Raw genomic sequence first — 26,521 nt, 5'->3', positions numbered from 1 at the left:
TCTATCCTCCGTTTTCCATTGGTTGCACGTCGGCGGCGGATTGCGGTGTGGCGGCAGTACGAAGTTCATATAAGTGCATAAGCGTCATGCCAGCATAGACGCGCAGGATATAGCCTAAGGCTAGCCCAATCATCCCTGCTAGCTCCCCTTCGCCAAGCACCCTTTGCAGCAAGGAGGCCAATACCCATTGGCCGATGAAGACTAGTAGTATGGAGAAAAAATGTGCGCGGGCAAACGATGCGCCGGCGATAAGCGCGCGAAACATAGTCACTTCCCGCAGGGCAAGCACGCGTGCCCACATGCTCATCAAGACGCCCACGGCAACATATATCGCGCCGGTGAGTAAGGCAAGGGGCAGAAAATCCATAAACGCCCTGAAAACTGGCTCTTCAGGCGCAAGCATCATAGGGCCTTCCGGCCCAATGAGCTTCACGACCCGCAGCACTACGGACACAAGCAGAGGGACCGAGAGCAGCAAATAGAGCGTCCACTCGATGACCCTACCGGCAAGTAACCGCCAAGACAGCTTGCGCATGCCAAGGAAGAAGTGACTCGTGTCGACATCCTGTCCTCGCACCGCTTGCGCCTGTATGTACAGCGTCCCTGCGTCGGTGATTAGCACTAACGGCACCGCTAGTGCGATTAGGAGCAGAATGCGGGGAAATAGAGCGAGCACAACCGCAGGCGAGGCAAGGGTGGCAGGGTTAGGTTGGGTCAGAATATCGGGCACAATAGGGAGGATTAGTACCACCGCAATCAAGAGAAATACGACAAACATAGCCACGCTAAAGAGGGCTGGGAACCAAACTGCTACCGGATGTGTGCGCATCGTCCTGTGAGCACGCAAGACACAGGCAAACAGTGCTTCTATCATCGGATCACCTCTACGACACACATTGTAACATTGCTTGGCGTTTTTGTCGCTTGTGCAAGGCGATGTCGCAGGACGCCGGTCGCTTGTCGCTTGTGGGGGGCCGTGGGCGGTTAGCGGTAAGCGGTGAGCGGTAAGCGACTTCAAAAACAGAAAGCAGCAGGATAGCTTCCTGCTGCCTCGAGCTGGGAGCCGGTTGTGAAGCAAAAAGCTCCGTCCCTTTTGCTTCCCTTTTGCTTCTTACTCGACGTACTCAAAGGGGATGACGGAGGTGGCGATGGTGCCGGGGCCGCCGTGTACCACGAGCGAGGCAGTAAGGTCTGTGGTAAGTGCCAGTTTGACATTTAGAGATTTAGCCAGGAGCTCCTGAAACTGCTGTGCGAGAGCCACGTCGTCGGCGTGCATTACGGCCACGGCCACGGGTTTTGCGCCATACTTGTCCTTAAGCAAGCCGGCCATTTCCTTGCAGGCGCCGGTCATGCTGCGCGAGCGCGCCACGACCTCGACGACGCCGTCGTTAAACGTCATAATCGGCTTGACGGAGAGAAGTGACGCCAAGAGGGCTTTGGCTAAGCCGACCCGCCCGCTGCGCGAGAGATACTTCATAGTGGGCACCGATAAGAACGTCGAGGTCTCTCTTTTAGCTGCCTCTGCTTTGGCGGCGATTTCGGCTGCCGAGACGCCTTTCTCCGCGAGCAGCGCAGCCGCTATGGCCTGCCATCCGCCACCCATGGAGGCGTTGGCAGTGTCGACGACGGTGACTTTGGCCTTGGTCATGCCGGCGGCCATCACCGCCGACTGGTAGGTGCCACTCGCCTTGGCCGTGATGTGCAGAGAGACAATCTCGCCGCCGAGCCGGTCGTACACTTCGAGGAAGTCGCCCGGTGAGGGCTGGGAAGTCGAGAGTGCGTCGGAGCGGCCGATAAGCGAGATTAGTTCTGCCCGCGTTGCGTCTACTCCCTCGCGGTAGCTCTTACCGTCAATGGTGAGGCTGACAGGCACAACGCCGATGCCGAATCTGCTAAGTAGGTCGGTCGGTATGTTGAGCGCACTGTCTACGACTATTTTTGTCAAGAAAAATCACCCCTTCGTTTGTCTAGACGGAGGAGTGAGAGAAGAGTGTCGCGCTTGCCTTGTGTTACCGTCCGGAGCTTGATATACTAAATTAGGTAGCGCTGTTATATAGGGGGACGACATGCTACAAAGAAATAGCTTGCATAACATTCTATTAGTTATTGGCGAGTACATACTCATAAGCGTCGTTGGTGCGGTTATCATTCCGTTGGCCTGCATGGCATTAGTTCCTAGATTGCCTGAACTAACTAACCTTACTTTTGCCAATAATGTGACGCGAACCTTACATGGTGTGTTTGTTATCGCCTATGTCCTGCTTGTCTATAGACGCAGATCATGGGGGAGTGTCTGGCTGTGGGGCACCAACGATTCACGCAAGACACTTCCCATGGGTATTATTGTGCCGGTAGGCTTTTTGATTAGACTTTTGTTTGACGGAGGCCTGAACAAGCTCAACATGCTGTTTCTTCCAATGCAGTCCGACATGTTCACCAGCGTGGTCACAGTTCCTCTGGCCGAGGAACTGCTATTTAGAGGCTTCCTGCTCCGCAGATTGTCGGAATATATGCCGAAGAGATGGCCGGCGATATTGCTTAGTACGGTCATTTTCGGTTTGCGCCACGACAACTTTTTGCAGGCATTTGTGAGTGGACTTCTCCTTTGCTTATTGTACGCTCCACAAAATGACAAAAGCGCCCTTAGCCTCGGCACCGGAAGGTTATGGGTGTCGATAGTGACTCATGCACTCGTAAATATCAAAACTCAGTAGTTATTCTGCTACTGCGCAGAGCTAGAGTTGTGCGCAGGCCACGATCGAGGAGAGATGTGCTTGGGAAACCTGCTGTCGTTACTCAAACGCCATGGACTGATAGCCCTGACAGTAGGCGCTATGCTGATTGGGCTGCGCTGGGGCGGTGCCGGATTTACAGGCGGATGGGCCCAGCTTGCAGATGGCCCGCGCGCCATGTTGGGCGTCGTTATGCAAATGTTCCCGCCTAACTTTGGCTATTTCGGGCGCATCAGCGGCGAGCTGAGCGAGAGTCTGCTGATTGCGCTGCTCAGCACGGCGATAGCGACGGGGGCGGTTATACTTAGCGGCTGGGTGCGTGCGAGCGTCGTCCTGCCGCCTAGTGTGAGTCGCGTGATACATATGTGTCTTCGCGGGGTAGGGGCAGTTCACGCCTTGGTGTGGGCCCTCGTGCTCGTGCGTGGCTTAGGGGCCGGCCCGACAGCCGGACTTACAGCCCTCACGCTCTATTCGCTAGGCCGCTTTGCTACGGGCAATTCGGCGAATCTGCTTGACCGAAGCCTCACCTGCCTAGAGACGAACATCCGCCTAGCTACAGTGTTAGGATTAGTCGGTGCCGGCGGCATCGGCGAGCTGCTGTACGCCAACATTCAGTTTCAGCTCTGGCCAAACGTCGGGGTAATTTTGGCGGGAATTGTAGCTATGGTACTTTGTGTAGATGCCCTGTGCAGACAGTGGAAGATGCAGCTTACGGCCGGTCAGTCCTTAACTTCCCAGCAGGCCCGACAGCGCGCTTCGTAGGCCTCTACTCCGCCGACCTGGATTTGTGGGTCGCGCAGCGAGGCAGGCTCGCCGTTAACTAGACGCTGACTGATATAGGCCTTGTTACCGCACTTAATGCAGATAGCGCGCAGCTTGTCGATTTCGTCTGCTACGGCCAAAAGGTGCGGAATGGCCCCAAAGGGTCTGCCCGCGAAGTCTAGGTCTAACCCCGCGACGATGACCTTCTTCCCACGCAACATAAGTTCGTGTACGACTTTAACCGTTTCGTCTGCGGCGAAGAACTGAATCTCGTCAATTGCGACTACATCAGTGCTAGCGTCGACCAGTGCCAGTATCTCCGCCGCGTTGGCCACTGCCTGGGCCGCGTGGTTGCGGTTGTCGTGCGCGACAACCTGCGTGGCGTGGTAGCGACCGTCAAGCGTAGGCTTAAAGAGCTGCACTTGCTTGCGCGCGTACTTAGCGCGATTGACGCGGCGGATAAGTTCACTGGACTTACCGCTGTACATGCCGCCGCAGATTACTTCGAGATAACCTTTCATGCTGCATCCCCCTGTCTAATCCTTGTGCTTCCCTCTAATCACCCCGCATGGTGGCAGCTGCTTCTAGCGCGTGACGCAGCCGCGAAGCTATTAACGCCAACGCAGCGGGGTTAAGGCCTCCCTCGGGGATAATTACATCCGCATATCTCTTACTGGGTTCGACGTACTGCTCATGCATGGGCTTAACAGTAGATAGATACTGGTCGATTACTGACTCCATACTGCGGCTGCGTTCCATCATGTCGCGCGTTAATCTGCGCAACACGCGCACATCCGCGTCGGTGTCCACGAAGACCTTAAGGTCATAGAGAGAACGCAGGGCGGGATTGTGCAAGGCCAAAATCCCTTCTACCACAATTAAGTCACGCGGCTCAAGCAGCTGCTTTTTTTCGCTGCGGGTGTGGGTAGAAAAGTCATAGAGCGGGCCAAAGACCGACCTGCCCTCGCGCAGTGCGCTGAGGTGCGCCGTCAGCAGCGTATCTTCAAATGCTTCCGGGTGGTCGTAGTTCTGGACAATGCGCTCTTCCATGGAACGGTGAGATTGGTCACGGTAGTAGTTATCGTGGCGGATCAGGAGCGCCTGCCCGACAAAACCGGTTATCATGCGCTCCGCCAACGTAGATTTTCCCGAACCGGTGCCGCCCGCTATACCCACGATGTATGGCATGTTACACACCTCTTAGTTTCTAATTCGCTTTCTGCCCGGCCTATCCTGCAAAAAAACAATAGACGACGGGTGCTTGCTTTACCCGTCGTCTACCTTACATTATAGGCAGAGAATCTGCAACAAAATCTGAGACTTAAAGTGTGACTACGCGCTTCCCGGTAGCGATAAACATAACGGATTCCGCTAGGTTTGTAGCATGGTCGGCAATGCGCTCGATTTGAATGGCAATAATAAGGAGCGGCAAGGCTTTCGGCACGATTGAGCCGTCGGCGGTCATCATCCCGCGCAACTCGACAATAATGCGATCGCATAGCTCGTCGACGATATCGTCGCGTTTCCAGACATCAATGGCGAGGTTGACGTCCGAATTAATCAGGGCATTGAGTGAGTCCTGCAGCATACCCGCGGCTACGTCTACCATCTTAGGAATATCAATAAGCGGCTTAATGAGAGGCCGCGGCAAAAGGCGAGATTGCTCGACAATGTTAGTCGAGATGTCGGCGACCCGCTCCATGTCTACAGCTAAGCGCATAGCTCCAATAATGCGCCTGAGGTCCTGTCCGACAGGCTGCTGTTTGGCGATTAATTCGATAGCCACCGCATCAATCTCGGCCGCCATCTCGTCGATGACAAGCTCCATTTCCTCGACCTGGTTAGCCGCCTGCTCATTGCCCGTCCGCAGGGCCTCGAGGGCAAGATGCAGCATTTGCTCGATGCGCCCACCCATGGCTAATAGCCGCGCATGGAGGTCGTCTAGCTCCTTTTGAAAACTTTGACGTAGCATGGCAGAACCTCCCTATCCCATTTTCCCACTGATGTAATCGTCGGTGCGCCTATCTTGTGGTGTAGTAAAAATCTTCCTGGTGGCATCATATTCTACGAGTTCCCCGCCTAGGAGAAACGCCGTGCGATCCGATACTCTTGCCGCCTGCTGCATGTTGTGCGTAACTACGATGACTGTGAGCGTTCGCTTAAGCGTAAGCATAAGCTCCTCAATCTTGGCGGTAGCTGCAGGGTCAAGCGCGGAAGCCGGTTCATCCATAAGGAGAATTTCGGGCCCTACGGCAAGCGACCTGGCAATACACAGGCGCTGTTGCTGGCCGCCGGAGAGGTCAAAGCCGGAGACATGCAGCCTGTCTTTGACTTCTTCCCAGAGTGCAGCTTGGCGCAAAGAGTTTTCAACTATAATATCGAGATCGGCCTTACTGCGCAAGCCCTGCAGCTTAGGTCCGTAGGCCACATTCTCGTAGATGCTCTTAGGAAAGGGATTCGGACGCTGAAACACCATGCCTACTTTGCGGCGCAGCGCCACGACGTCTACCCCGTTAGCATAAATATTCTGGCCGTCAATTATGGCTTCGCCCGTGATGCGCATGCCGCTGATGTGGTCATTCATGCGATTAAGCGAGCGCAAAAGTGTGGATTTGCCGGAGCCGGAAGGCCCAATAATTGCTGTGATTTCCTTCTCGGGAAAATCGGCTGACACGTGCTTTACGACATGCAGCTTGCCGTAGAAAATCGATACGTCCTTAAGACTAACTTTATGCATGTTCTCTACCACTTCTTAAGTCTCCTTTCCCTCTCCCGCCACAGGGTCGCACTAACCTGCATAATCAGCACTATGGATAACAATACCCCGGCCGTGGCCCAGATGCGCTCGGGCGGCATACCGGGAAGCTGGGTCGCCGAAATGTACAGGTGATAGGGCAACGCCATAAATCGGCTCGTGAACGAAGTAGGGAGCCGTGGCAAAAAGAACGCCGCGCCGGTAATCAATATAGTGGCGGTATCGCCCGCAGCGCGCGACAAAGCCAGCAATGTTCCCGTAAGGATACCGCTTCGGGCGCAAGGTAGGGTCACAGTCGACACAGCCTGCCAGCGGGTGGCTCCTAACGCTAGGGACGCTTCGCGAAACGACCCCGGCACGCCGTGCAGCGCTTCACGCGTTGCGGTTACGACCAAGGGAAGCGTAAGCGCAGATAAGGTAAGGGAGGCCGACAAGAGCGACGAGCCGAAGCCTAGGATAAGCACAAAGAGCGCATAGCCAAACAAGCCAAACACGACCGAAGGCACGCCCGCGAGGTTGATGAGGGCCATTTCCAGCAGGTTCGTGAGGCGGTTGCGTGGCGCAAACTCCGCAAGGTAAACGCCAGCCCCTACGCCGACGGGTAACACGATGAGCGTCGTCCCAAAGAGCAGCCACAATGTCCCAACTATCGCCGGCAGTATGCCCCCGGTAATGCCGCGCTGTGCAGGCATAGCAAAGATAAACTCCAGCGAAATGCCGCCGGCAGCGCGGATGAAGATGTAGAGCACTGCCGCTAGGGGTGGCAAGAGCGCTAAGCCTAGGGCGCCAAGTAGGAACAGCTCTGGCAGGGTGTATGCTTGCCGCATCTTAAGCCGCTCCCTTCCTGCCGACGATTACTGCGGCGGCAATGGCGTTAACCGCAAGGGTGATGGCAAACAGCACGAGCCCGGCGGCAAAGAGGGCGTGGTACTGCTCGCTGTGGCGCGCCGCATTAGTGACCTCGGCGGCAATAAGGGCTGTTATCGGGCGCATCGGCTCGAAGATGCTGCCCGGCGTCGTGAGCCTTCCCCCGGCGACCATCAGGACGGTCATCGTTTCACCGATGGCTCGCCCCATGGCCAGTAACACGGCCGCGATAATGCCGCTCCGCGCAGCGGGGACAATAACGCGCCAAATGGTCTGCCAACGCGTTGCGCCCAAAGCGTAGGACGCTTCGGCATACTCGCGGGGCACGGCCCGCAGCGCCTCGTCCGCAAGGCTAACCAAGGTGGGCAAGACCATTATGCTCAAGACCAGTCCGGCCGAAAACCCGGTTAGCCCCGTGTTCAAGTTAAAGACACGTGCCACGAACGGCGCAATCACTGTCAGCCCTAAAAATCCCCATACTACCGAAGGGATGCCGGCCGTCATTTCGAACACGGAGCGCAAGAGCACGCTAACGTGGCGCGGCAGTAGCTCGGCTAGACTTACGGCCGAGAGAATGCCAATCGGGCAACCGACTACGATGGCCATGGACGTAATCATCAGCGAGCTGACAAGAAAGCCGCGAATCTGAAAAGAAGGCGGAGTGGAGACCGGTAACCACCGGTCTCCAGTAAAGAAACTGAGATCAACCTGTTCCCGAAAGAACGGCCACGCCTGTGCCGCAACGAACAGAAATATCGCGGCGGTCAAGAGCAGGACAGTGTATCCCGCCAAGGTGACTAGCTTCTGTTGGTACGGCACAGCCGACCCTCCTAGATATTGCTTTAGTTAACCGGCACGAAGCCTAAGTCGCGCACGATTTTTTGCCCGTCAGCGCCGACTACAAAGTCGATGAACTTTTTGAGGTCGCCGGTGATATCGCCGATGACGTAGAAGAACAGGGGGCGAGCTAAGGTGTACGAGCGATCCAGCACGGCTTCAATCGAAGCTACTACTGCCGGGGAGGCCTCGTCCGCCTTAATGCCAAGAATTGAGACGGTTGGGCGAACATAGCCAAGCCCAATGTAGCCGATAGCGTTTTGGTTTTGCGCTAATTCCTGCACGATGGCCTCGGTAGAAGGCATCATCATCGTGGCGGGAGCAAACTCGGCCTTATCAAGCACAAATTCCTTAAAGAAGACGTGTGTACCGGACGTAGTATCACGTGATAACAGGACGATGGCTGCATCGTTGCCGCCAACCTGCTTCCAGTTGGTGATTTCGCCTTTATAAATTGCTGCCAACTGGCCCATGGTTAGCTCTTTGACCGGGTTAGAGGGGTGTACGGCAATCGCCAAACCGTCCCAGGCTACGATAATCTCGTGCAGTGTGCCGCGCGCTTGCGCCTTGGTACGTTCGCTCTCCCTAATATCGCGCGAAGACTGCGCAATGTCGGCTTTGCCGTCGATTAGGGCTGCAATACCGGTACCGGAACCACCGCCGGAGACTACAACTTCGACGTTGCGGTTAGCCTTCATAAACTCTTCGGCTAGCGCTGCCCCCATATTTACCATGGTGTCGGAGCCGTTAACGTCGATTACGGTCTTTTCGCGCTGACAGCCTATGGCAACCAAAGCAACAGCGAACGCCAAAACTACTAATAGAAGCTTCTTCACGGTAATCCTCCTCGTGCCTATTTGTTAATGCGCACAGGGGGAAGCATACTGCGCGCACACTAAGATAAGGACAAGATAGTGTTAAAACAATGTTAAAAAGGCAAGACAAAAACAAACGTCGCTCCCCCGACGGTCTTGCTCTCTACCGCCACTGTCCCACCGTGGGCTTCTATGATGTGTTTGACGATGGCTAAGCCAAGCCCGGTGCCCCCGCCCCGCGCCGCGGACCCCTTAAAGAAGCGCTCGTAGACGCGCGGCAGATGCTCCACGGGAATGCCCGGACCTTCGTCCTTAACCGCCACTTTCACGCCGGAGGCCAGCTCTTCTACCTCTACCGTAATTGCGCTTCCGGCGGGAGAAAACTTTATGGCGTTGTCCAGCAGATTAATAAACACCTGCTTAAGCTTTGCCCGGTCGGCGTGGACTACGGTTGGCCGCGCGACATGCTTTATGCGCTGCTCTTTGCCTGCAAAGAGCCCGCGCAGGTCTTCAATAACTTCTGCGATTAACTCGCTTACCTGAAACTCGCTCTTAATTAACTGCTCGCGTTCGTTCTCAAGGCGCGAAAGCAATAAGAGCTCAACTACCATTTTCGTGAGCCGGTCTATTTCCCCTGCCATACGCCGCAAAAAATCCACTGCTACTTCCCGCTCGTCGATTGCCCCGCGCAGGAGATTTTCGACCATAATCGCTAGGGCCGTAAGCGGCGTGCGCAACTCGTGCGAGACATTAGCCACAAAATCGCGCCGCACGTCTACCGCGCGGTACACCTCGGTCAAATCCTGCAGCGTGATGAGAATACGCCCGGATACGAGCGGCACTACTGCGGCGCGCACTACGCCGGCACCCGTGCCGCTAAGCGACACGCGCCGGTTTACGGCGATGCGATCCCGGCGCGCCTGCCTGAGGAGCGAGGCGAGGTCTGGGTACCGCTCGAGCAGAGAGTCGCGCGTCCCCACGGCAGCGGCTGCCTTAAACCCGAGCATAGCCTCGGCGGCGGCGTTAAGTAGCTCGATGTTCTCTTGCTTGTCGATAAGCACTACGCCGTCACGCGTTGAGCCGAGCACCACGCCTAAGCGCTCGGCAGACATCTGCACATGTTGCAGTTCTAGCTGCAGGCTGTCGGCCATGGCATTAAGCGAGCGTGCCAGGTCGCTTGTCTCCTCCGGCCCTTCCGCTGACGCGCGCTCCGAGGTCTGTCCGCGGGCAATGCGTCCGGCGACTGCTGTCATGCCGCGCAAGAGCTCGCCGATGTTTCCGACATAGGCCATAGATACTACAGTGACGAGCAAGATGACCAAGATGCCCCACGCCGTCACTTGCAGGCGCACGCGTGCCAATGCGGCATCTACCTCGTGTAGGCCGAGCGACAGGCGAACTATCTTTTTGGGGGTGCCGTCCGCGAAGCGCGATAAAACTGCCACGTGTAGCTCGTCGGCACGCGTATCAACGCCGACGCCGTCCTTGAGAGCTTGGGCTACCTCCGGTCTGTCTAGCTGGTTTCCAAGCGTATGCGGCGCCCGCCTAGTGTCGGCTAGTACAAGCCCCGTGGGTGAGATGAGTGCCACTTCCGCTGCCGTGGCGGCGCGCACCTGCATGGCCAGGACTTGTGCCTCGGTTGCGGCGGCACCCGCTCGCACTATCTGCTCGGCCAGATAGGCCTGTCGTGTTAAATCCTCGGTTACACGGCCAATAACAAGCTGGCGATACTGTGCTAACTGCCAACTGCCCATAAAGGCAAGCGAAACAGTGAGGATTACCAGCGTAAGCAATACCCACTGCCCGGCCAAGGTCTTAGGCATGGAGCTCAGCTAACTTGTAGCCCACGCCGCGCACAGTTAGGAGGTAGCGCGGCTCGCTGGGGTCCTGCTCTAGCTTTTTGCGCAACCAAGTGATGTGCACATCGACCGTACGGGTCTCCCCGGCATAATCGATGCCCCAGACTCGCTCCAAGAGAAAATCGCGCGTAAATACGCGACCCGGGCTCTTAGCCAGCAAGAGAAACAGCTCGAACAGCTTAGGGGTTAGTTCTAGGTCCACCCCCTCGCACAGCGCGACATACTTTTCGGGATACAAGGTGAATGGCCCGTAGCTGATGCCAACCTCAGTTGCAGACTCGCGAGACGTCTTTGCCTCTACGCGGCGCAACACCGCTCTGATGCGCGCCAGCAGAATGTTGAGCGAGAAGGGCTTGGTTATGTAGTCGTCGGCGCCTACTTCGAGACCGACTACCGTGTCGAGCTCGCTGTCGCGCGCCGTAACCATGATGATGGGCACGCTGCTTTGCGCTCTAATCTGACGGCATACTTCTACACCGTCTAGCCCCGGTAGCATGCGGTCAAGCAGAATTACGTCCGGAGCAACCGAAAGCGCAAGCCTTACGGCTTCCGAACCGTTGTCGGCCGCAAAAACCTCGAAGCCTTCACGCTTGAGGGCATAACTGAGGCCGGAACGAATGTTCTCCTCATCGTCGACAATTAAGATTCTGCGGATGACGACTCCTCCTTTGCCAGGGCAAACATCAGCTGTCCGCTGACGGCCAACTCCTCGCCGACGTAGGCTTTTGCGTCCCCCTTGCCGATACCCATTTTCATAGATGAGATGCTCACTTCTAAGCGCAAACGGTCGCCGGGGAAGACTTGGCGACGAAAGCGCACGCCGTCGATGCCGGCAAAAAACGCTAGGCGTCCCTTATTCTCGGGCAAAGACAGCAGAGCTACAGCCCCGACTTGGGCTAAGGCCTCGACTATTAGTACTCCAGGCATGACCGGGTAGTTTGGGAAGTGCCCCGCGAAGTAGGGCTCGTTAGCGGTAACGTTCTTGTAGCCCACGGCCCGCTCGCCCGGCACTACGTATTCGATACTGTCAACTAAGAGGAAAGGATAGCGATGCGGTATTATCTCCATTATCTCGCGCGCACCCAGTGGTTTGTCCATGATTATTACCTCCGCAAGTCGCGGTGAGAAGCGCTGACGGCACCGCGCAGAACATCGAGGTTCTCTAAGGCTTTGCCTGTGCCATGCGCTACGCAAGAGACCGGGTCATCGGCGACGTTGCAGGGCACCTGCGTAACTTCGGCGATAAGTCTGTCTAGGCCGTCTAGGAGCGAGCCGCCACCTGTCATAATAATCCCCTTGTCCACAATGTCGGCGGCAAGTTCAGGCGGGCAACGCTCGAGCACTGTGCGCACTAAGGCCACAATGTTGTTGGTAGGCTCGGCAAAGGCCTCTAAGCACTCCAGTGAAGTCAGGGTTACAGAAGCAGGTAGCCCCGAAACAAGGTCGCGCCCCCGCACTTCCATGCTGGCGTTGCGGCCCGTAGGGAAGACCGTGCCGACGTTAATCTTAATCTCTTCGGCGGTACGCTCGCCAATTAAGAGGTTGTAGCGCTTCTTGACATAGCGCACCATGGCCTCGTCGAACTTATCGCCGCCTATGCGCACGGAGTCGCTGATGACCACGCCGCCTAGAGACATAACTGCCACATCAGTCGTGCCGCCGCCGATATCTAGCACCATGCTCCCGTGCGGCTTCCATATGTCTATGCCGGCTCCTAGCGCTGCCGCCACCGGCTCTTCGATTAAGTAGCACTCCTTAGCGCCGGCGTTAGTAGCCGCGTCCTCGACTGCCCTCTTTTCTACGCTAGTGATACTGGAAGGAACGCACACGACTACGCGTGGCTTAAACAGGGGGTTCGCCCCGCACACCTTGAGGATAAAGTGTTTTAGCATTTTCTCTGTGATGTCAAAGTCAGCAATCACACCTTCGCGCAGCGGCCGCACCGCCGTGATATGCCCAGGCGTGCGCCCAATCATCTTGCGCGCTTCTTCGCCAATGGCCAAAACTCTGTTGGTCGTGCGCTCAATCGCGACGACAGCGGGCTCATTAAGTACTATGCCCTTCCCACGCACATAAACCAGTACCGTTGCTGTCCCTAGGTCAATGCCGATGTCTTTGCCCCTAAACCACACACGAAAACCCCCTTGCCATCTGTCAAAGGGGTTAGTTCTACTAAGCAGGGGGATTCTCCTGCGCGTTTATGCGTTGCCGCGCTCGTATTTGCGGCGAGTTGCGTCGCCACCGCGCAGATGCCGGGTGGCCTTATTAAACTTTAATACTTCCGCCACTTCTTCATACAAGCCGGTGTTAATGGCTTTTAGCCTGTCTGTCAGGTCCTTATGTACGGTCGACTTAGAAACATCAAAATGGTCGGCCGCAGCCCGCACGGTAGCCTTAGTGGCTGCCACGTACCGTGCAATTTCCACTACCCGCTCGTAGATGTGGTCATTCACGCTCCCGCCCCCCGTAGCTCACTACTTCACTTAACATATATGAGCTGGAAGCAGGTATATGTGAAGCAAAAGGGACGGAGCTTTTTGCTTCGCTTAATTTTTCATTTGCCGGCAGGTAGAGGGGGTCAGATGTAGAATATTTTGGAGGGCATGACGACGCGCACTCAGAAGACGTCTGTAAATTAAGGGGGTAGCACATGCAGGGGAAACCTCGGGCGGCAGCAAGTAAGGAACCAAGGCGAGGGCAGCAAGCACTATGGGGGTACGTCAGGCAGCATAGAATCACAGCGCTTGGGGCGTTGCTGGTTATCGCTCTGCAAGTGGCGCTGGGGGTGCTCTTAGCTCGGCAGCTTGGGGCAATTATTGATGTAGGCATCCTTGCCGACAGAGAGGCGTTTGGGCAGACGTTTTTGCTGTTAGTTTTGGTTTGGGTTGGCGGAGACATTGCTTTGCTACTGCGGCAACTGCTTACCGGAGAACTCGCGGAGAGCGTTATGCACGGCCTGCGCGCGCAAGTGGCCATGCACCTTGGCCGGGCTCGCATCCCTGCGCTCGAACAAACGCACAGCGGGGAGTATGTTTCTCGCCTTAGCAATGACGCACAAGTCGTGCGGTCGGCCTTCGCGCGCCACCTGCCAAACCTCGCACAAGGCAGCTTAGGCTTTGTCGCCTCGCTGGTGGTAATGCTGCTCGTGTCATGGAAAGTTACATTGCTGACGGTGGCGATGGCGCCGCTCATGATGTTTGTCGCATCTTGGCTAGGCGGGCGCATGGGTGCGGTCCTCAAGTTATGGCAAAGCGATATAGCTAAGGTGAATGTTCTCGCGCAAGATACGGTGGCCGGAATAGTCATTGCCAAGGTCTACAATATGCGCGACTACCTTGTTGCACGGATGAGTGCCCTGCAGGAAAGCGCCGTAGGCAATGCGGCTAAGCTCGCCTTGCTGCGGGGCCAGATGCACGCAGCCATGACAGTGTTCTCGGTCGTGCCTTTTCTCGTGCTGTTTGGCGTAGGCGGGCTTGACGTTATCGCAGGCAGACTGAGCTTAGGGCAGCTCTTTGTACTGCTAAACCTGCTTAATGCCTTGACCTGGCCGCTCTCGGGAGTGGCGCAGAGCTTGGCAAACATTAAAGCGGCCAGTGAAGCGGCGGAACGAGTACTGGAAGTCCTGGAGCTGCCTGTGGAGCCATTACCGCCTAAGGTCTGCCCGCCTCCGCCTGCCGCTCTGGAGTACGCAGTGGAATTCGATAGGGTATCGTTTGGGTTTACGGGTGCGACTGACGTGTTGCGCGAGCTCAGCCTCAAGGTGCGAACCGGAGAGGCGTTAGCCATCGTGGGGGCGAGCGGCGCGGGCAAAAGCACCTTACTGGAGCTCCTGCTTGGCTTTAGGCAACCGAGTGCCGGAGTCGTCTCTTGCTTCGGTCAAGCCTTAGACGCCGAGTCAATCGCCTGCGTGCGCCGGCATATGGCGTATGTCCCGCAGGATGACTTCTTCTTGCCGACCTCAATCGCAGAGAACATCCGGTTAGGCAATCTTGACGCCACGCAGACAGATATTCGGGCGGCGGCCGCACAGGCCGGAGCGGACGAGTTTATTAAGGCACTGCCGCAGGGCTACGACACGATTATAGGCGAGGGCGGGGGTACCCTATCGGGCGGGCAGCGACAGCGGATAGCGTTGGCGCGAGCCATTTTGCGCGGAGCCGCGGTTTTGCTCTTAGACGAAGCGACGGCCGCGCTCGATATGAAAACGGAGCGGTTGGTGACAGACTGCATATTGCGCCTTCCGTCGACCAAGATTATTGTCACGCATCGCCTGCATCTCTTAAGTCGCGTGGATCGCATCGCCGTTATACATGGAGGGCGCGTGGTCGAGGCAGGGCCGCACGCCGAGCTCTTGGCACGACAGGGACATTACGCCAGCCTATTTGAGCATGGAAAAGTGCTCTGCCAAAGTGATGTGGCGGAGGTGTGCGCATGAAGGGACTTTGGTTTGGTTTCCTCGCCGGAGGGCTACTGAGCATTTTTTCGGAAATGGGTGTGAAGCAAAAGGGACGGAGCTTTTTGCTTCGTTGATAAACTCAGTTAACGCAACAATGTGGTTCAAGTTGGCCTGTTGTTGCGTTATTTCGCGCTGTTGTTGCGTTAATTTGGACTGTTGTTGCGTAAAATAACGTTTGCTGTTGTATTTTTGCCGCATTGTTGTCATAATAGTGGTAGGAGGTGGGAAGATGCAGGTTGAGGAGCTAGTCGATTTGGTGCATCAAATCCAAGCGCAGAAGACCGAATCACAGGGCATCGAGGTGAAGTCTGCCCGTGATGGCTGCCCTACTCGCCTGTTCGGCACATTGTCCGCATTCTCTAACCAAGATGACGGTGGGGTGATTGTGTTTGGTCTTGATGAGCGCGCGGGCTTTAGTGCTGTTGGCGTATATGATCCGCACGACTTGCAGAGGAAGGTTACCGAGCAGTGCAAACAGATGGAGCCCATCGTTCGCCCATTGTTCACCATTGCGACGATAGACGGGCACCATGTCGTCGCGGCTGAAATACCAAGTGTCGACGCCGACCAACGTCCAGTCTATTACAGAGGGGTCGGCCGGAACAAGGGATCGTACATTCGCGTCGGGGAGTCTAATGATCTGATGAGTGAATATGAGATATACAGCTTCGACGCCTTTCGAAAACGTATCCGTGACGACCTACGGCCGGTGGTTAGTGCAAGACTGTCATTTTTTGACCCCACTCGTGTGGAGCGATACTTAAGGGCAGTTAAGCTCGACCGAAGGAATATTGCCGACAACGTATCTGATGAGGGCATTTTGGAGCTTATGGGCGTGACGGTGAACGGAACCCCTACACTAGCTGGCCTCATGGCGCTGTCTCACTATCCCCAGGCAAACTTTCCGCAGCTGTGCATCACGGCAGTCGTCGTCCCCGGGACGAGCATGGGGGATACCGGTACTGCCGGCGAGCGTTTCATAGCCAATCAGCGAATCACGGGCCCTATACCCGACATGTTAGAGGCTGCTGTGGACTTCGTGCGAAGGAATGGACGACTAACAACCGTCATTGGGGATGACGGCAAGCGAGTTGACAGACCAGAGTTTCCTCCCTTGGCGGTTCGCGAGGCCATCCTAAACGCGCTCGTGCATCGAGATTACAGCATCCACTCCGAATCTGTCCCAGTGCGTATCGTCATGTATAGCGACCGCATGGAGGTGACAAACAGCGGCGGACTATATGGGAACATCTCCATCGATTCTCTTGGCAAGGTGCGTCCTGACACCCGCAACCCGACTCTTGCTAACATACTGGAACTTCTTTCCGTTACAGAGAATCGATATTCAGGCATCCCGACAATCCGCAGAGAATGTGATCAGGCCAAGTTGCCTGCACCGCTTTTTGCAGCCCAAAGGGGTGAGTTCGTCGTCACATTCAGAAACAACTTACATGCGGCGATTAGAGAAGCAAGCCACGACCAGGTGGCAGCGTTACTGACGTTTTGCAGCATTCCGAGGTCGAGGGATGAGCTGACCCGCTTTACCGGATTCTCGCAATACTACACGATGTCCAAGTTAGTGCAGCCCCTAATTGATGCCGGGAAAATTCGCCTCACGATGCCCGAAAGACCTCGCAGCCGTTACCAGCGCTTTGTCACCAAGTGAAGCAAAAGGGACGGAGCTTTTTGCTTCGTTGACAAACGCTCGCCGAGTAAGTATAATATCCCTGTGCACATTGTGTGCACAGGGATATTTCAACATGTGAAACGAAATGGGAGGTGTATCGTGCCTACAGCAGTGATCTCAGGCACCGGCGCGTATGTGCCGACACGTGTCTTGACGAACAAGGAGCTAGAAAGTGTCATAGACACCACGGCAGAGTGGATAGAGAGCAGGACCGGCATCAGGGAGCGCCGCATCGCTCTGCCGGAGCAGGCTACCTCGGACTTGTCTTACCCGGCAGCCAAGCAAGCGATTGAAGCCGCAGGCCTACAACCCGCAGACCTTGACGCGATTATTGTTTGCACAGTCACTCCAGATATGTTGTTCCCCTCTACGGCGTGTATTATTCAGGGCCAGTTAGGTGCACATAACGCAATTGCTTTTGACCTAGGCGCGGCTTGTACGGGATTTGTGTATGGGCTACAGCTTGCCAAGCAGGCTATAGAGTCTGGCAGTTGGCGGCATGTCTTAATAGTTGGCGCGGAGACGCTGTCCCGCATTGTAAACTGGCAAGACCGCAATACCTGCGTCTTGTTTGGCGACGGCGCGGGTGCGGCCGTCGTAAGCGCGGATGGAAATGGGCCTCGCATACTAGGGGTACACCTCGGGGCTGATGGCACGGCGGGCGATGTGCTGACACTACCCGCCGGGGGTTCGCGCTTGCCTGCTTCGCTGGAGACTGTAAACGGCCGCCGCCACTACGTGCACATGAACGGTCAAGAGGTGTACAAGTTCGCCGTGCGGATAGTAGAGGAGGCGTGCGGACAGCTGCTTGCCAAACTGGGGCTCGGCTTTGAGGCGGTCGACTACTACATACCTCATCAGGCGAATTTACGCATTATCGAGGGCTTCGCTAAGCGACTAAAGCTATCGCCGGAGAAAATCGCTGTAAATCTTGACAGATATGGCAATATGTCGTCTGCGTCGATTCCTGTTGCTTTGCACGAAGAGTTTGGCGCAGTGAGGCTTAGAACGGGCGACAAGGTTATGCTGGTGGGATTTGGCGGCGGGCTCACGTGGGGCTCCTGCTTATTGGAATGGCAGGTGCGCTAAGGGTATGGACAGAGTAAGAACGCTGCTCGGTACTAAGTACCCGATTATGCAAGGCGGCATGGCGTGGGTGGCAACAGCAGCTCTTGCCGCAGCCGTCTCCGATGCGGGCGGCCTTGGCATTGTGGGAGCCGGCCACGCACCGGGCGAATGGGTGCGGCAGGAAATCAGGAAAATTCGTAGGCTAACAGACATGCCTTTCGGCGTAAACGTAATGTTGTTGTCGCCGGCGGTCAAAGACGTAGTACAGGTTGTCGTCGAAGAGCGCGTGCCTGTAGTTACCACCGGTGCCGGAAGCCCAGGTCCCTACATGGAGGCTTTTAAGACTGCGGAATGCAAGGTTATTCCCGTGGTGGCCTCCGTTGCCTTGGCTAGGCGGCTGGAGCGCATGGGGGCGGACGCGATTGTCGCCGAAGGCAACGAGGCCGGGGGGCATATCGGCGAGATCTCTACCATGGCCTTGGTCCCCCAGATAGTCGACGCTGTAACTGTACCAGTAATCGCCGCCGGAGGCATCGCCGACGGACGCGGCATCGCCGCTGCGCTCATGCTAGGCGCAGAAGGCGTGCAGTTGGGCACGCGCTTTATCTGCACCACCGAATGCGAAGCCCATGCGAACTACAAAGAGGCTATCGTCGCGGCAGGCGACCGCGATGCCATAATCTGCGGTGCCTCAATTGGCCACCCCGTGCGCGCGCTAAAGAATCAACTGACGCGCGAAATCGCAGTCCTAGAGCGCCAAGGCGCCGATGAAGAGGAGCTACATAAGCTGGGCGCGGGCAGGTTGCGACTGGCATTCGAGCAGGGAGACGTCCACAAGGGCTCGTTAATGGCCGGGCAGTCGGCAGGGCTGGTTAAGAGCATTCTCTCGACACAAGAACTGATGTTGTCTCTAGTCGAACAAACGGAGAGGTTACTTGGGAGGGGCATATGGAAAAACTAGTGTTTTTGTTTCCCGGTCAAGGTAGCCAATATGTCGGCATGGGCAAGGAGATTGCCGGGCAGTTTGGTGAAGCGGCGGAGGTCTTTGCCGAGGCGGACCGGGCCCTTGGTTTTTCTCTGCGCGATGTAGTTTGGGGTGGCCCAGCGGAGCAGCTCGCGCAGACAGAGATTACACAGCCGGCGATTCTAACTACAAGCGTCGCTCTGCTGCGTGTATTAGAGAAGCATGGCATTACACCGACAGCGACAGCCGGGCTTTCGCTAGGCGAATATGCGTCTCTGGTAGCAGCCGGCGCACTTCGCTTTGAGAAGGCGGTCTGCCTGGTACGCGAGCGCGGCAGGCTCATGCAGGCGGCGGTGCCCATAGGTTACGGCGCCGCGGCGGCGGTAATGGGACTAGAGACACAACTAGTTGAGCAGACCTGCGCCAATGTGCAGGAACTAGGACTTGGCCTAGTGGCCATCGCTAACTACAATTGCCCGGGGCAAGTAGTCATAGCAGGCGAGGCGGCTGCCGTGGATGCCGCGCTAAGCAAGTGCGCCGCACTCGGTGCCAAGCGGACGGTAAAGCTCCCGGTAAGTGCACCGTTCCATACCGCCCTCCTCCAGGGCGCCGGGGAAGCTTTGCGTGCGTTTTTGGCGCAGGCCGACTTTACACCGCTTCGCTTACCGGTAGTTAGCAACGTAACTGCAGACTACCACACGGATGCAAAGCTAGCAGACTTGTTAGTCGCACAAGTCAGTAGGCCGGTGCACTTTGAAGATTCCATTCGCCGCTTACTTGCCGACGGGTACCGTACTTTCGTCGAGCTGGGCCCGGGGAATTCACTGGCTTCGTTTGTTAAGCGCATCGACAAAGAAGTCAAGGCGTTAAGCATAGAAAATAAGGCGGGACTTGATAAGCTACTGGAGGCATTAGCATGAAAGTTGCCCTCGTTACCGGCGGAACGGGAGGCATCGGTCTGGCGGTCTGCCGCGAGCTCGCTCGCCTTGGGTTTGTGGTTGTGGTGCATTACAGCAACAATCGAGCACAGGCAGAAAGCTTAGTGCAGGAGCTCTCCGGCAACGGCGGTGGTGCCCTTGCCGTAATGGCTGACGTGGCCAACGAATCCGGGGTCGAGGCCATGCTTGCCGAGATTCTCAAGCGCTATGGCCGCCTTGACGTAGTTGTCAACAATGCCGGCATTACGCGCGATGCGCTGCTGCTGCGCATGAAGTTAGCGGACTGGCAGGCTGTGATTGACGTTAACTTAACCGGGGCCTTCCTGGTAAGCCGGGCGGCCGCCAAAGTGATGCTTAGACAGCGGAGCGGCAAAATCATCAACATTTCCTCGGTAGTCGGCCTGTGTGGCAATGCCGGACAAGCTAACTACGCCGCCTCGAAGGCGGGCTTAGTCGGTCTGACTAAGAGCCTGGCCAAAGAGCTGGCCGGTCGTGGGATAACCTGTAATGCCGTTGCGCCCGGTTTTATTGAAACAGCCATGACTGACGCCCTGCCGGCCGAAGTTAAGGCTGGCCTCTTAGAAGCTATTCCCCTCCGCCGTGCGGGCTCTCCCGCGGACGTAGCGGCTGCCGTCGGGTTCCTGGCCGGACCTCAGGCAGACTACATCACCGGGCAAGTGCTCTCCATTGATGGCGGCATGAACATATGACCCTGAAAGGAGGTGTTGACATGGAACTATTTGATCGCATGCGCCCACTTATTGCTGACAAGCTGTCCGTAAAAGAGGAGGATGTTGTGCTTACTGCCGCGTTTAAGGCAGACCTCGGTGCCGACTCGCTCGACTTAGTTGAGCTGGTTATGGGCTTAGAAGAGGAGTTTGGCATTTCCATTCCTGAAGCGGATATGGGTAAGATTGTGAGCGTAGAAGACGCCGTTGCTTACGTATCTGCAAAGCTAGCCTAGGAGGAGATGCAGATGAAAAGGGTTGTGATTACCGGCCTTGGCGTTGTGTCCCCCATAGGCACAGGTCACCGCTCCTTTTGGCAGGCGCTCTTAGCTGGCACGTCAGGCGTCGACGTCATTACGCGTTTTGACACTGCGGACTTTGCCACCAAGATTGCCGCCGAGGTCAAGGACTTTGACCCGAGCCAATACATGGACAAAAAAGAGGCCAAGCGTATGGACCGCTTTGCCCAATACGGCGTCGCCGCGGCCTCCCTGGCCTTAGAGGACGCCGAGCTAAGCGTAACACCCGACAACGCCGCACAAATCGGCGTCTACGTAGGGGCAGGCATCGGCGGCATGGAGACGCTCGAGAACCAGTTCGCCGTGCTGCGCGAAAAGGGCCCTGCGAAGGTCAGCCCGTTCTTTGTGCCGATGATGATTGGCAATATGGCGGCCGGACAAATTGCGATTACCTTTGGCCTCAGGGGCCCCTCGAGCGACATCGTCTCCGCCTGCGCCAGCGGCGCCCAAGCCGTAGGCGACGCGTGCCGCGTAATTGAGCGCGGCGACAGCGAAGTGATGCTTGCAGGTGGCACCGAGTGCGCCATTACCCCGCTCGCTATTGCCGGCTTTATCGCGGCGCGGGCCCTAAGCACGAGGAATGATGACCCGAAACGAGCCAGTCGCCCGTTCGACAAGGAGCGCGACGGCTTTGTGATGGGCGAGGGTGCCGGAGTACTGGTGCTAGAGAGCCTTGAGCACGCCTTATCCCGCGGAGCCCGCATCTACGCCGAGGTTAAGGGCTATGCCACGACTAACGACGCGCATCACATTACTTCGCCTGACCCGGAAGTTCGAGGCACTGTGCGGTGCATGCAGAAAGCCTTAGCTGATGCCAAGCTCAACCCGCACGAGGTGGACTATGTGAACGCACATGGCACATCGACCGACCTTAACGACAAGTTCGAAACTAAGGCCATAAAAGAGGTCTTTGGGGAGCATGCACAGAGACTAGCTATCAGCTCCACTAAATCCATGGTTGGCCATTTGCTGGGGGCGGCGGGCGCGGTTGAGCTGATAGCGACGGCATTATCCATCCACGAAAGGATCGTTCATCCGACCATCAACCGCACTTCACCCGACCCCGAGTGCGACCTAGACTATGTGCCGGAAGGTGCGCGGAGTCTTCACATTCGCGCCGCCCTTAAAAACTCGTTTGGCTTTGGCGGCCATAACTGCAGCTTGGTGCTAACGAAATACGGCCGCTAAGTAACGACACTTCCGCGCCGTAGAGCTGTCTAACTTTATGGCTAGAAAGCCACAACGGGGAAGCAGCAGGGACAGTCCCTCCTGCTTCCCCTTTAGTAAAAGAGGTGCCGCAGTGAAAATACCAGAGCTTAGGTTCGGCAACAACGTGGCGCGCGTGCCTATCGTTCAGGGTGGCATGGGTGTCGGCATATCCCTCTCCCGGCTAGCAGGAGCAGTAGCTAAGGCAGGGGGTGTGGGAGTAATCTCCGGCGTGGAGATTGGGTTTAGTTGGCCCACTTACGCTACAGACAAGCTTAGGGCTAACCGGGAAGCTCTAATGTGGCATATCCAGCGCGCCAAGGAGATAGCCTTAGGCGGGCTCGTAGGCGTCAACATTATGGTAGCCGTAAACGATTACGAAGAGATGGTAGCGGCGGCTGTAGCGGCACAGGCCGACATAATCTTTAGCGGCGCCGGCCTGCCGCTGTCGCTGCCCGCTTTAGTTGCCGGCTCCGGTACATGCATAGCCCCGATTGTAAGTTCAGCGCGGGCTGCAGTCTTGGTGACAAAGCAGTGGCTCAACAAGCACGCCCGTCTGCCGGACATGATTGTGGTGGAGGGGCCGCTAGCCGGAGGACACCTTGGCTTCTCGCGCGAACAGCTAGCCGATACTTCGGGCAAATTCTCCCTCGAGACCATTCTCACTGAGGTTTTGGCAGCGCTTAGGCAGTTGCTTGGGGAGCGAGCCGCAGCCGTGCCGGTAGTTGCCGGCGGCGGTCTTTACACGGGCTTCGACATCGCCCGCATACTCCGGCTCGGGGCGAGCGGCGCACAAATGTCTACCCGCTTTGTGGCTACCGAGGAATGCGATGCTCCCGACGAGTTTAAGGCCGCCTATGTCGCAGCAAAGCCCGAAGACGTCGTAATTATCGACAGCCCCGTCGGTATGCCCGGGCGGGCGATACGCAGCGCTTTCCTCGCTGAAGTAGCGCGCGGCGAGCGCATGCCAGACACCTGCGTGACCAACTGCCTAAAACCATGCGTCCCCAGCCAAGTGCCCTATTGCATTGCCTCCGCCCTGATTAACTCCGCGCAAGGGCAGATGCACGACGGCTTCGCCTTCTGCGGTTCGGAAGTGCATCGCATACGTGAAATTACGACCGTCCCGGCGTTAATGGCGGAGCTGACGATGGAGCTAGAGAAGGCGTGGCGTTAGGAATATCCTCCTTCGTCAAGCAGCTTCCGTTCGCCGGTCAGTTGTCTAAGCTTAGTGATGTCTTGCGTTACTTCGAGTGTGCCTAGGTACTTGCCGCGTTCGTCGCGGACAGCGAAGAAGACGATGTAGAGCATGCGTCCCTTAAGCGTCAGCCAGAATTCCGCACTGTCGCGGCTGCCCTCTTTAAACGCAGTGAGAATTTTCTCCACCATGTCTACGCTTTGGGGCGGGTGGCAGTTCTGCACCTTGCGCCCGATTACTGCGCGGGTGCGCACGAAGATGCGCTCTTTGTTCTCGGTGAAGTAGCGTACTGTATCCTCGTGATCCACAAACGTTAGGTCCACTGGCAGGGCGTTTAGCATATGCATCAATACCGTAGGCGAGATAAGCCCGGAAGGAAACCTAAGCTGACCATCGACAATTGCCGGTTTGTCCGCCGTGGCTTTTTTAAGCGCGGCGATCAGTTCGGTGGTCTCTGCGTGCGGCCGGATGTAGGCGTAACCCACTTGGTCGCTCTCTTTAAGAATCTCAATCCAGTCGTCGGCCTTAAGCTTTTCTAGCGCAGCGGGGAAGAGAATGTTCTCTTCTTTGAAGATCATGCCGTCCACTTCGTCGATAAGCGGGTTCAGGCGCTCGGCGACAAATGCATCGACCTCCGCAGTCGTATCGACATCTTCCAGAGCAGCCGTGGCCTGCTTTTGCAGATCCCTAATCTCGTTGTGCTTCCCCCACATAACTTTGGAGGGCCCCATAAAGCCATATTTCTCGAGGAAAGGGAACAAGAGCTGTTCTTTTTTTGTGTAATGAAGGTCGAGGTCTTGCGCTCGCTTGAGCAGAACGCGTGCCTCCCGCACAAAGCCTGCGACTTGTCCGGCTTCGGCCTGCTTTCTAAGCTCCCTCAGGGCTGCGGTAAGTTTCTCAATCTCTCTGTTCTCCCGCTTGAGCAGACTGACGGGGTGCGCTGGGTTTTCTTCGTTCGTTAAGTCCACTTGCAGAGCCGACTCAAACAGCAGGGCATGCACATTGCAGAAGCGCTTAATCTCGTCTGGCGACATACCTTCGTCGATTAGCGACTGCTCCACTTCGGCAATTTCTAGCGATGAAATTGTGCCAACCTCGTCCTCCATCCTCTGCTTTGCCTCCGCGAGCGAAAGCCCTTGGTGCAAGTCCTTGATAATCTCACGAATAACGCGCTTCTGTTCAGCAAAGTTCCTCGATGTCACTGCCGATTCACCCCTATCCGATATTTTGTAGCAGCAATAGTATGCTCGGTTTGCAGCTTAACGCCATAGGCATGCTCGTCTGATACCTGTTCTATTTGAGCTTCCCCGTTTCCTGCTGCTGGGTTGGTTGCGCGAAAGAGAACAACCTCCCTTGAGGCCAGGAGGTTGCATGTGGGCTGGAGAACATGTGGGCTATAGAACAAGGCCCAGGAATTGTCGCACGTTTATTTCATTTTTGATGTCGCACTCCTCCGTCCCTCTCCGACACTCCCCGTCCCTCTTAACGCATCTTCGGCGCGGGGTCGTGCGATTCGTCGTCTTTAAAGAGGGCGAAGTAGAGTTGAGTGGCGTCGGCGCTACGGGCGGGGGGGTTGGGGCCGAGTTGGCCGAGCTTCTGCCCGGCTGTGACTGTTTGTCCGACGCGGACAGCCGGGGCCGCAAGACTTGCGTACTCTGTGCGCCACCCGCCGCCGTGGTCTACGACGACCAGTGTCCCCCACTCGGGATGATTGGTCTCGATACTCTTAATGCGCCCGGCATACGCGGCGACTATTGTGCTGCCCGGGGAGGCGGCAATGCCGATGCCGAGGTGGTAGCGAAAATCCTGGTGTGTGGCCGACCAGCGAAAGCCGTATTGCTTGATTATCTCCCCGGCCACCGGTCGGTGCAGGGTGTCTATATTCACGGTCACGGGCGCGGCTATAGCGGGCACCGCCGGCGTGGTCGGCTGAGCTACCGGAGCTGGCTGTTCAGGCGGCTTTTGTTCTGCCCCCTTAGGCTGCTCGCCTGCCGGGTCCGCTGCAGGCTGAATAGCAGGGTCGCCAAGCGGCGGGTTGACTACGGGGGGTGCCGGACGGTCGGGTGGGGTGAAAGGCGGGCGTTGCCCGAGGAATCGCTCGGGGTTATCCCACCACCAGGCCCCCGCTAAGGCGATTATCGCTAACATGTAGGCGGCGATAAGAGCGCGACGGCTGCGCACAAGGCGCGACGGGGATGCGCCCCGTACCCGCTTGGCCAGGCGATGCACTAACAGCACTGTGTATAGGCGCAGGCGCGCGAGACGGGCGAGAATGAACTTCATAAGAGCTAACACCTCCTGAATATAAGTGTTAGCCAATAACCACCAGTCTATACGTCGCTTACCGTGGCAGCTCGATTACTTGCACCCCACCGTAGTAATGCGCAAGTATTTCTCTAAAGTTGCGGCCCTCGCGCGCCAAGCCATCCGCCCCCCACTGACACATACCTACGCCGTGACCAAAGCCGCGGGTAGTTATCGTCACCCTTTCGCCCTGCATGGCCAAGGCAAAGTTCGTGGAGTCGAGGCCAAATATAGCGCGGAACTCTGTCCCCGGCATGGTGCGGTTTCCCACCCTTACCCTTAGCACCCTGCCGCTTTGGCTGCGCTCTACGACAGCCAACGGCGGGGTGCGTGACCTAAGAGCTCGCGCTGTTACAGCCACGGCAGGGTCCCACGCTGCCAAAAGCTCCGCCACCTCTGCGACTGTCAGCTGTCGCTCTGCCGTAAGTCGCCGCGAGTGCTGACAGAAGTTGCAGGCGACGCTCGCCAAGTAAGGATACTCATTCGTCCAAACTAAGTGTGCGTATTCGGTGCGTCCGCCGCAGGTGGAATGGAAAATGGGGTCGATAACGCGCCCACGATAAGTAATGACCAGACCCGCCGTACTTTCCACAGCCCGGCGAATCTTGTAGTAGTTGGCCGCAAAGTCTAGCAGGCCCCACTTTTGCTTCTGCGCCGCTAGCGGCAAGTAAGCTTGGCAGTGCGCCGGGTCGTCGCACACGTCGGCTTGCGGGTGGCGGTTGCACCCGTTGCCCCCAAACTGCCGCATCCTGCGTACGGCATAGGTGCGCGCGGCAACAGCTTGAGCCTCTAGCGCAGCCTCGGCAAACAGAGCCGGCATTTCCGCCGCCACCACACCCTGCACGTAGTCCTCCAGAGTCATAGTTACTACCTGCCCTGTGCTTGTCAGCAGCACGTTGACTAGATATGGACTTTCAACAGGCGGAGGGGGTGGCGCGAGCCACCCCCAGACTGAAACTATGAGCGCGGGCACTGCGATGAGCGCCAGGATGATACATGCGGCAATCAGCCACAGGGTTTTCACGCGGTTTCACCTCCGGCATAAC

Annotated in this window: 28 protein-coding genes; 11 read left to right on the top strand and 17 right to left on the bottom strand. The window is 56.9% G+C overall.

Annotated elements, in window-relative coordinates; genetic code table 11:
• Nucleotide 1: 1 nt before the first annotated feature.
• Both KGZ66_10515 and KGZ66_10510 read right to left on the bottom strand, forming a co-directional pair.
• Nucleotides 2-874, bottom strand: coding sequence for a hypothetical protein (locus tag KGZ66_10515; protein MBS3986016.1), 873 nt, complete (start codon nucleotides 872-874; stop codon nucleotides 2-4).
• Nucleotides 875-1,111: 237 nt separating this feature from the next.
• On the bottom strand, nucleotides 1,112-1,945 hold the full coding sequence (locus tag KGZ66_10510) for a DegV family protein (protein ID MBS3986015.1): 834 nt from the start codon (nucleotides 1,943-1,945) through the stop codon (nucleotides 1,112-1,114).
• A 121-nt stretch (nucleotides 1,946-2,066) separates the two neighbouring features.
• On the opposite strand from KGZ66_10510, the gene KGZ66_10505 reads away from it, so the two are divergent.
• Together KGZ66_10505 and KGZ66_10500 are read left to right on the top strand one after the other, a co-directional pair.
• Nucleotides 2,067-2,714: a CPBP family intramembrane metalloprotease gene (locus tag KGZ66_10505; protein MBS3986014.1), complete on the top strand. Its 648-nt coding sequence runs from the start codon at nucleotides 2,067-2,069 to the stop codon at nucleotides 2,712-2,714.
• A gap of 60 nt (nucleotides 2,715-2,774) precedes the next feature.
• Nucleotides 2,775-3,494, top strand: a complete 720-nt coding sequence (locus KGZ66_10500) for a hypothetical protein (protein MBS3986013.1) — start codon at nucleotides 2,775-2,777, stop codon at nucleotides 3,492-3,494.
• Here KGZ66_10500 and KGZ66_10495 read toward each other — a convergent pair.
• The 12 genes from KGZ66_10495 to spoIIID all read right to left on the bottom strand — a co-directional run bounded on the left by KGZ66_10495 (nucleotide 3,452) and on the right by spoIIID (nucleotide 13,080).
• On the bottom strand, nucleotides 3,452-4,015 hold the full coding sequence (locus KGZ66_10495) for a thymidine kinase (GenBank protein ID MBS3986012.1): 564 nt from the start codon (nucleotides 4,013-4,015) through the stop codon (nucleotides 3,452-3,454). The two genes, KGZ66_10500 and KGZ66_10495, sit on opposite strands and share 43 nt — an antisense overlap.
• Nucleotides 4,016-4,049: 34 nt before the next feature.
• Nucleotides 4,050-4,682 (bottom strand): uridine kinase, encoded by a 633-nt coding sequence (udk, locus tag KGZ66_10490; protein MBS3986011.1) that lies wholly within the window; start codon nucleotides 4,680-4,682, stop codon nucleotides 4,050-4,052.
• A 133-nt stretch (nucleotides 4,683-4,815) separates the two neighbouring features.
• Nucleotides 4,816-5,466 (bottom strand): phosphate signaling complex protein PhoU, encoded by a 651-nt coding sequence (gene phoU / locus KGZ66_10485; GenBank protein MBS3986010.1) that lies wholly within the window; start codon nucleotides 5,464-5,466, stop codon nucleotides 4,816-4,818.
• 12 nt (nucleotides 5,467-5,478) lie between these two features.
• Nucleotides 5,479-6,231 carry a phosphate ABC transporter ATP-binding protein gene (gene pstB, locus KGZ66_10480; protein ID MBS3986009.1) on the bottom strand — a complete coding sequence of 251 codons (753 nt, stop codon included), beginning with the start codon at nucleotides 6,229-6,231 and terminating at the stop codon, nucleotides 5,479-5,481.
• Nucleotides 6,232-6,236: 5 nt separating this feature from the next.
• Entirely contained in the window at nucleotides 6,237-7,076 is an 840-nt protein-coding gene (gene pstA / locus KGZ66_10475) for a phosphate ABC transporter permease PstA (GenBank protein MBS3986008.1), read from the bottom strand.
• 1 nt (nucleotide 7,077) lies between these two features.
• Nucleotides 7,078-7,935: a phosphate ABC transporter permease subunit PstC gene (gene pstC, locus KGZ66_10470; GenBank protein MBS3986007.1), complete on the bottom strand. Its 858-nt coding sequence runs from the start codon at nucleotides 7,933-7,935 to the stop codon at nucleotides 7,078-7,080.
• 23 nt (nucleotides 7,936-7,958) lie between these two features.
• On the bottom strand, nucleotides 7,959-8,789 hold the full coding sequence (locus tag KGZ66_10465; GenBank protein MBS3986006.1) for a PstS family phosphate ABC transporter substrate-binding protein: 831 nt from the start codon (nucleotides 8,787-8,789) through the stop codon (nucleotides 7,959-7,961).
• 92 nt (nucleotides 8,790-8,881) lie between these two features.
• Entirely contained in the window at nucleotides 8,882-10,591 is a 1,710-nt protein-coding gene (locus KGZ66_10460; protein ID MBS3986005.1) for a HAMP domain-containing protein, read from the bottom strand.
• Nucleotides 10,584-11,282: a response regulator transcription factor gene (locus KGZ66_10455; GenBank protein ID MBS3986004.1), complete on the bottom strand. Its 699-nt coding sequence runs from the start codon at nucleotides 11,280-11,282 to the stop codon at nucleotides 10,584-10,586. The genes KGZ66_10460 and KGZ66_10455 overlap by 8 nt, the downstream gene beginning before the upstream one ends.
• Entirely contained in the window at nucleotides 11,267-11,725 is a 459-nt protein-coding gene (gene fabZ, locus KGZ66_10450) for a 3-hydroxyacyl-ACP dehydratase FabZ (GenBank protein MBS3986003.1), read from the bottom strand. Before fabZ ends, KGZ66_10455 begins: the two co-directional genes overlap by 16 nt.
• A gap of 5 nt (nucleotides 11,726-11,730) precedes the next feature.
• On the bottom strand, nucleotides 11,731-12,759 hold the full coding sequence (locus tag KGZ66_10445) for a rod shape-determining protein (protein ID MBS3986002.1): 1,029 nt from the start codon (nucleotides 12,757-12,759) through the stop codon (nucleotides 11,731-11,733).
• A gap of 66 nt (nucleotides 12,760-12,825) precedes the next feature.
• A complete protein-coding gene (spoIIID, locus tag KGZ66_10440; GenBank protein ID MBS3986001.1) occupies nucleotides 12,826-13,080 on the bottom strand; it encodes a sporulation transcriptional regulator SpoIIID in 255 nt (84 codons plus the stop codon).
• 197 nt (nucleotides 13,081-13,277) lie between these two features.
• Here spoIIID and KGZ66_10435 point away from each other — a divergent pair, with 197 nt between their 5' ends.
• The 9 genes from KGZ66_10435 to KGZ66_10395 all read left to right on the top strand — a co-directional run bounded on the left by KGZ66_10435 (nucleotide 13,278) and on the right by KGZ66_10395 (nucleotide 23,150).
• Entirely contained in the window at nucleotides 13,278-15,062 is a 1,785-nt protein-coding gene (locus KGZ66_10435) for an ABC transporter ATP-binding protein (GenBank protein MBS3986000.1), read from the top strand.
• A gap of 250 nt (nucleotides 15,063-15,312) precedes the next feature.
• Entirely contained in the window at nucleotides 15,313-16,749 is a 1,437-nt protein-coding gene (locus KGZ66_10430) for a putative DNA binding domain-containing protein (GenBank protein ID MBS3985999.1), read from the top strand.
• Between the two features lie 120 nt (nucleotides 16,750-16,869).
• A complete protein-coding gene (locus KGZ66_10425) occupies nucleotides 16,870-17,859 on the top strand; it encodes a ketoacyl-ACP synthase III (protein MBS3985998.1) in 990 nt (329 codons plus the stop codon).
• A gap of 4 nt (nucleotides 17,860-17,863) precedes the next feature.
• Entirely contained in the window at nucleotides 17,864-18,799 is a 936-nt protein-coding gene (gene fabK, locus KGZ66_10420; GenBank protein ID MBS3985997.1) for an enoyl-[acyl-carrier-protein] reductase FabK, read from the top strand.
• Entirely contained in the window at nucleotides 18,787-19,722 is a 936-nt protein-coding gene (gene fabD, locus KGZ66_10415; protein ID MBS3985996.1) for an ACP S-malonyltransferase, read from the top strand. The genes fabK and fabD overlap by 13 nt, the downstream gene beginning before the upstream one ends.
• Entirely contained in the window at nucleotides 19,719-20,450 is a 732-nt protein-coding gene (gene fabG, locus KGZ66_10410; protein ID MBS3985995.1) for a 3-oxoacyl-[acyl-carrier-protein] reductase, read from the top strand. Before fabD ends, fabG begins: the two co-directional genes overlap by 4 nt.
• A 20-nt stretch (nucleotides 20,451-20,470) precedes the next feature.
• A complete protein-coding gene (acpP, locus tag KGZ66_10405; protein ID MBS3985994.1) occupies nucleotides 20,471-20,704 on the top strand; it encodes an acyl carrier protein in 234 nt (77 codons plus the stop codon).
• 12 nt (nucleotides 20,705-20,716) lie between these two features.
• Entirely contained in the window at nucleotides 20,717-21,955 is a 1,239-nt protein-coding gene (fabF, locus tag KGZ66_10400; GenBank protein MBS3985993.1) for a beta-ketoacyl-ACP synthase II, read from the top strand.
• A 112-nt stretch (nucleotides 21,956-22,067) separates the two neighbouring features.
• On the top strand, nucleotides 22,068-23,150 hold the full coding sequence (locus KGZ66_10395; protein ID MBS3985992.1) for a nitronate monooxygenase: 1,083 nt from the start codon (nucleotides 22,068-22,070) through the stop codon (nucleotides 23,148-23,150).
• On the opposite strand, the gene KGZ66_10390 is transcribed toward KGZ66_10395, so the two are convergent.
• From KGZ66_10390 to spoIID, 3 genes are all read right to left on the bottom strand, one after another.
• On the bottom strand, nucleotides 23,147-24,373 hold the full coding sequence (locus KGZ66_10390; GenBank protein MBS3985991.1) for a DUF438 domain-containing protein: 1,227 nt from the start codon (nucleotides 24,371-24,373) through the stop codon (nucleotides 23,147-23,149). The two genes, KGZ66_10395 and KGZ66_10390, sit on opposite strands and share 4 nt — an antisense overlap.
• Before the next feature lie 280 nt (nucleotides 24,374-24,653).
• Nucleotides 24,654-25,454 carry a peptidoglycan DD-metalloendopeptidase family protein gene (locus tag KGZ66_10385; protein ID MBS3985990.1) on the bottom strand — a complete coding sequence of 267 codons (801 nt, stop codon included), beginning with the start codon at nucleotides 25,452-25,454 and terminating at the stop codon, nucleotides 24,654-24,656.
• A 58-nt stretch (nucleotides 25,455-25,512) separates the two neighbouring features.
• Nucleotides 25,513-26,499: a stage II sporulation protein D gene (gene spoIID / locus KGZ66_10380; protein ID MBS3985989.1), complete on the bottom strand. Its 987-nt coding sequence runs from the start codon at nucleotides 26,497-26,499 to the stop codon at nucleotides 25,513-25,515.
• Nucleotides 26,500-26,521 lie beyond the last annotated feature (22 nt).

The sequence above is a fragment of the Selenomonadales bacterium genome, from assembly GCA_018335585.1.
GTDB lineage: Bacteria > Bacillota > UBA994 > UBA994 > UBA994 > UBA994.
This window is presented reverse-complemented; position numbering and strand designations above follow the sequence as displayed.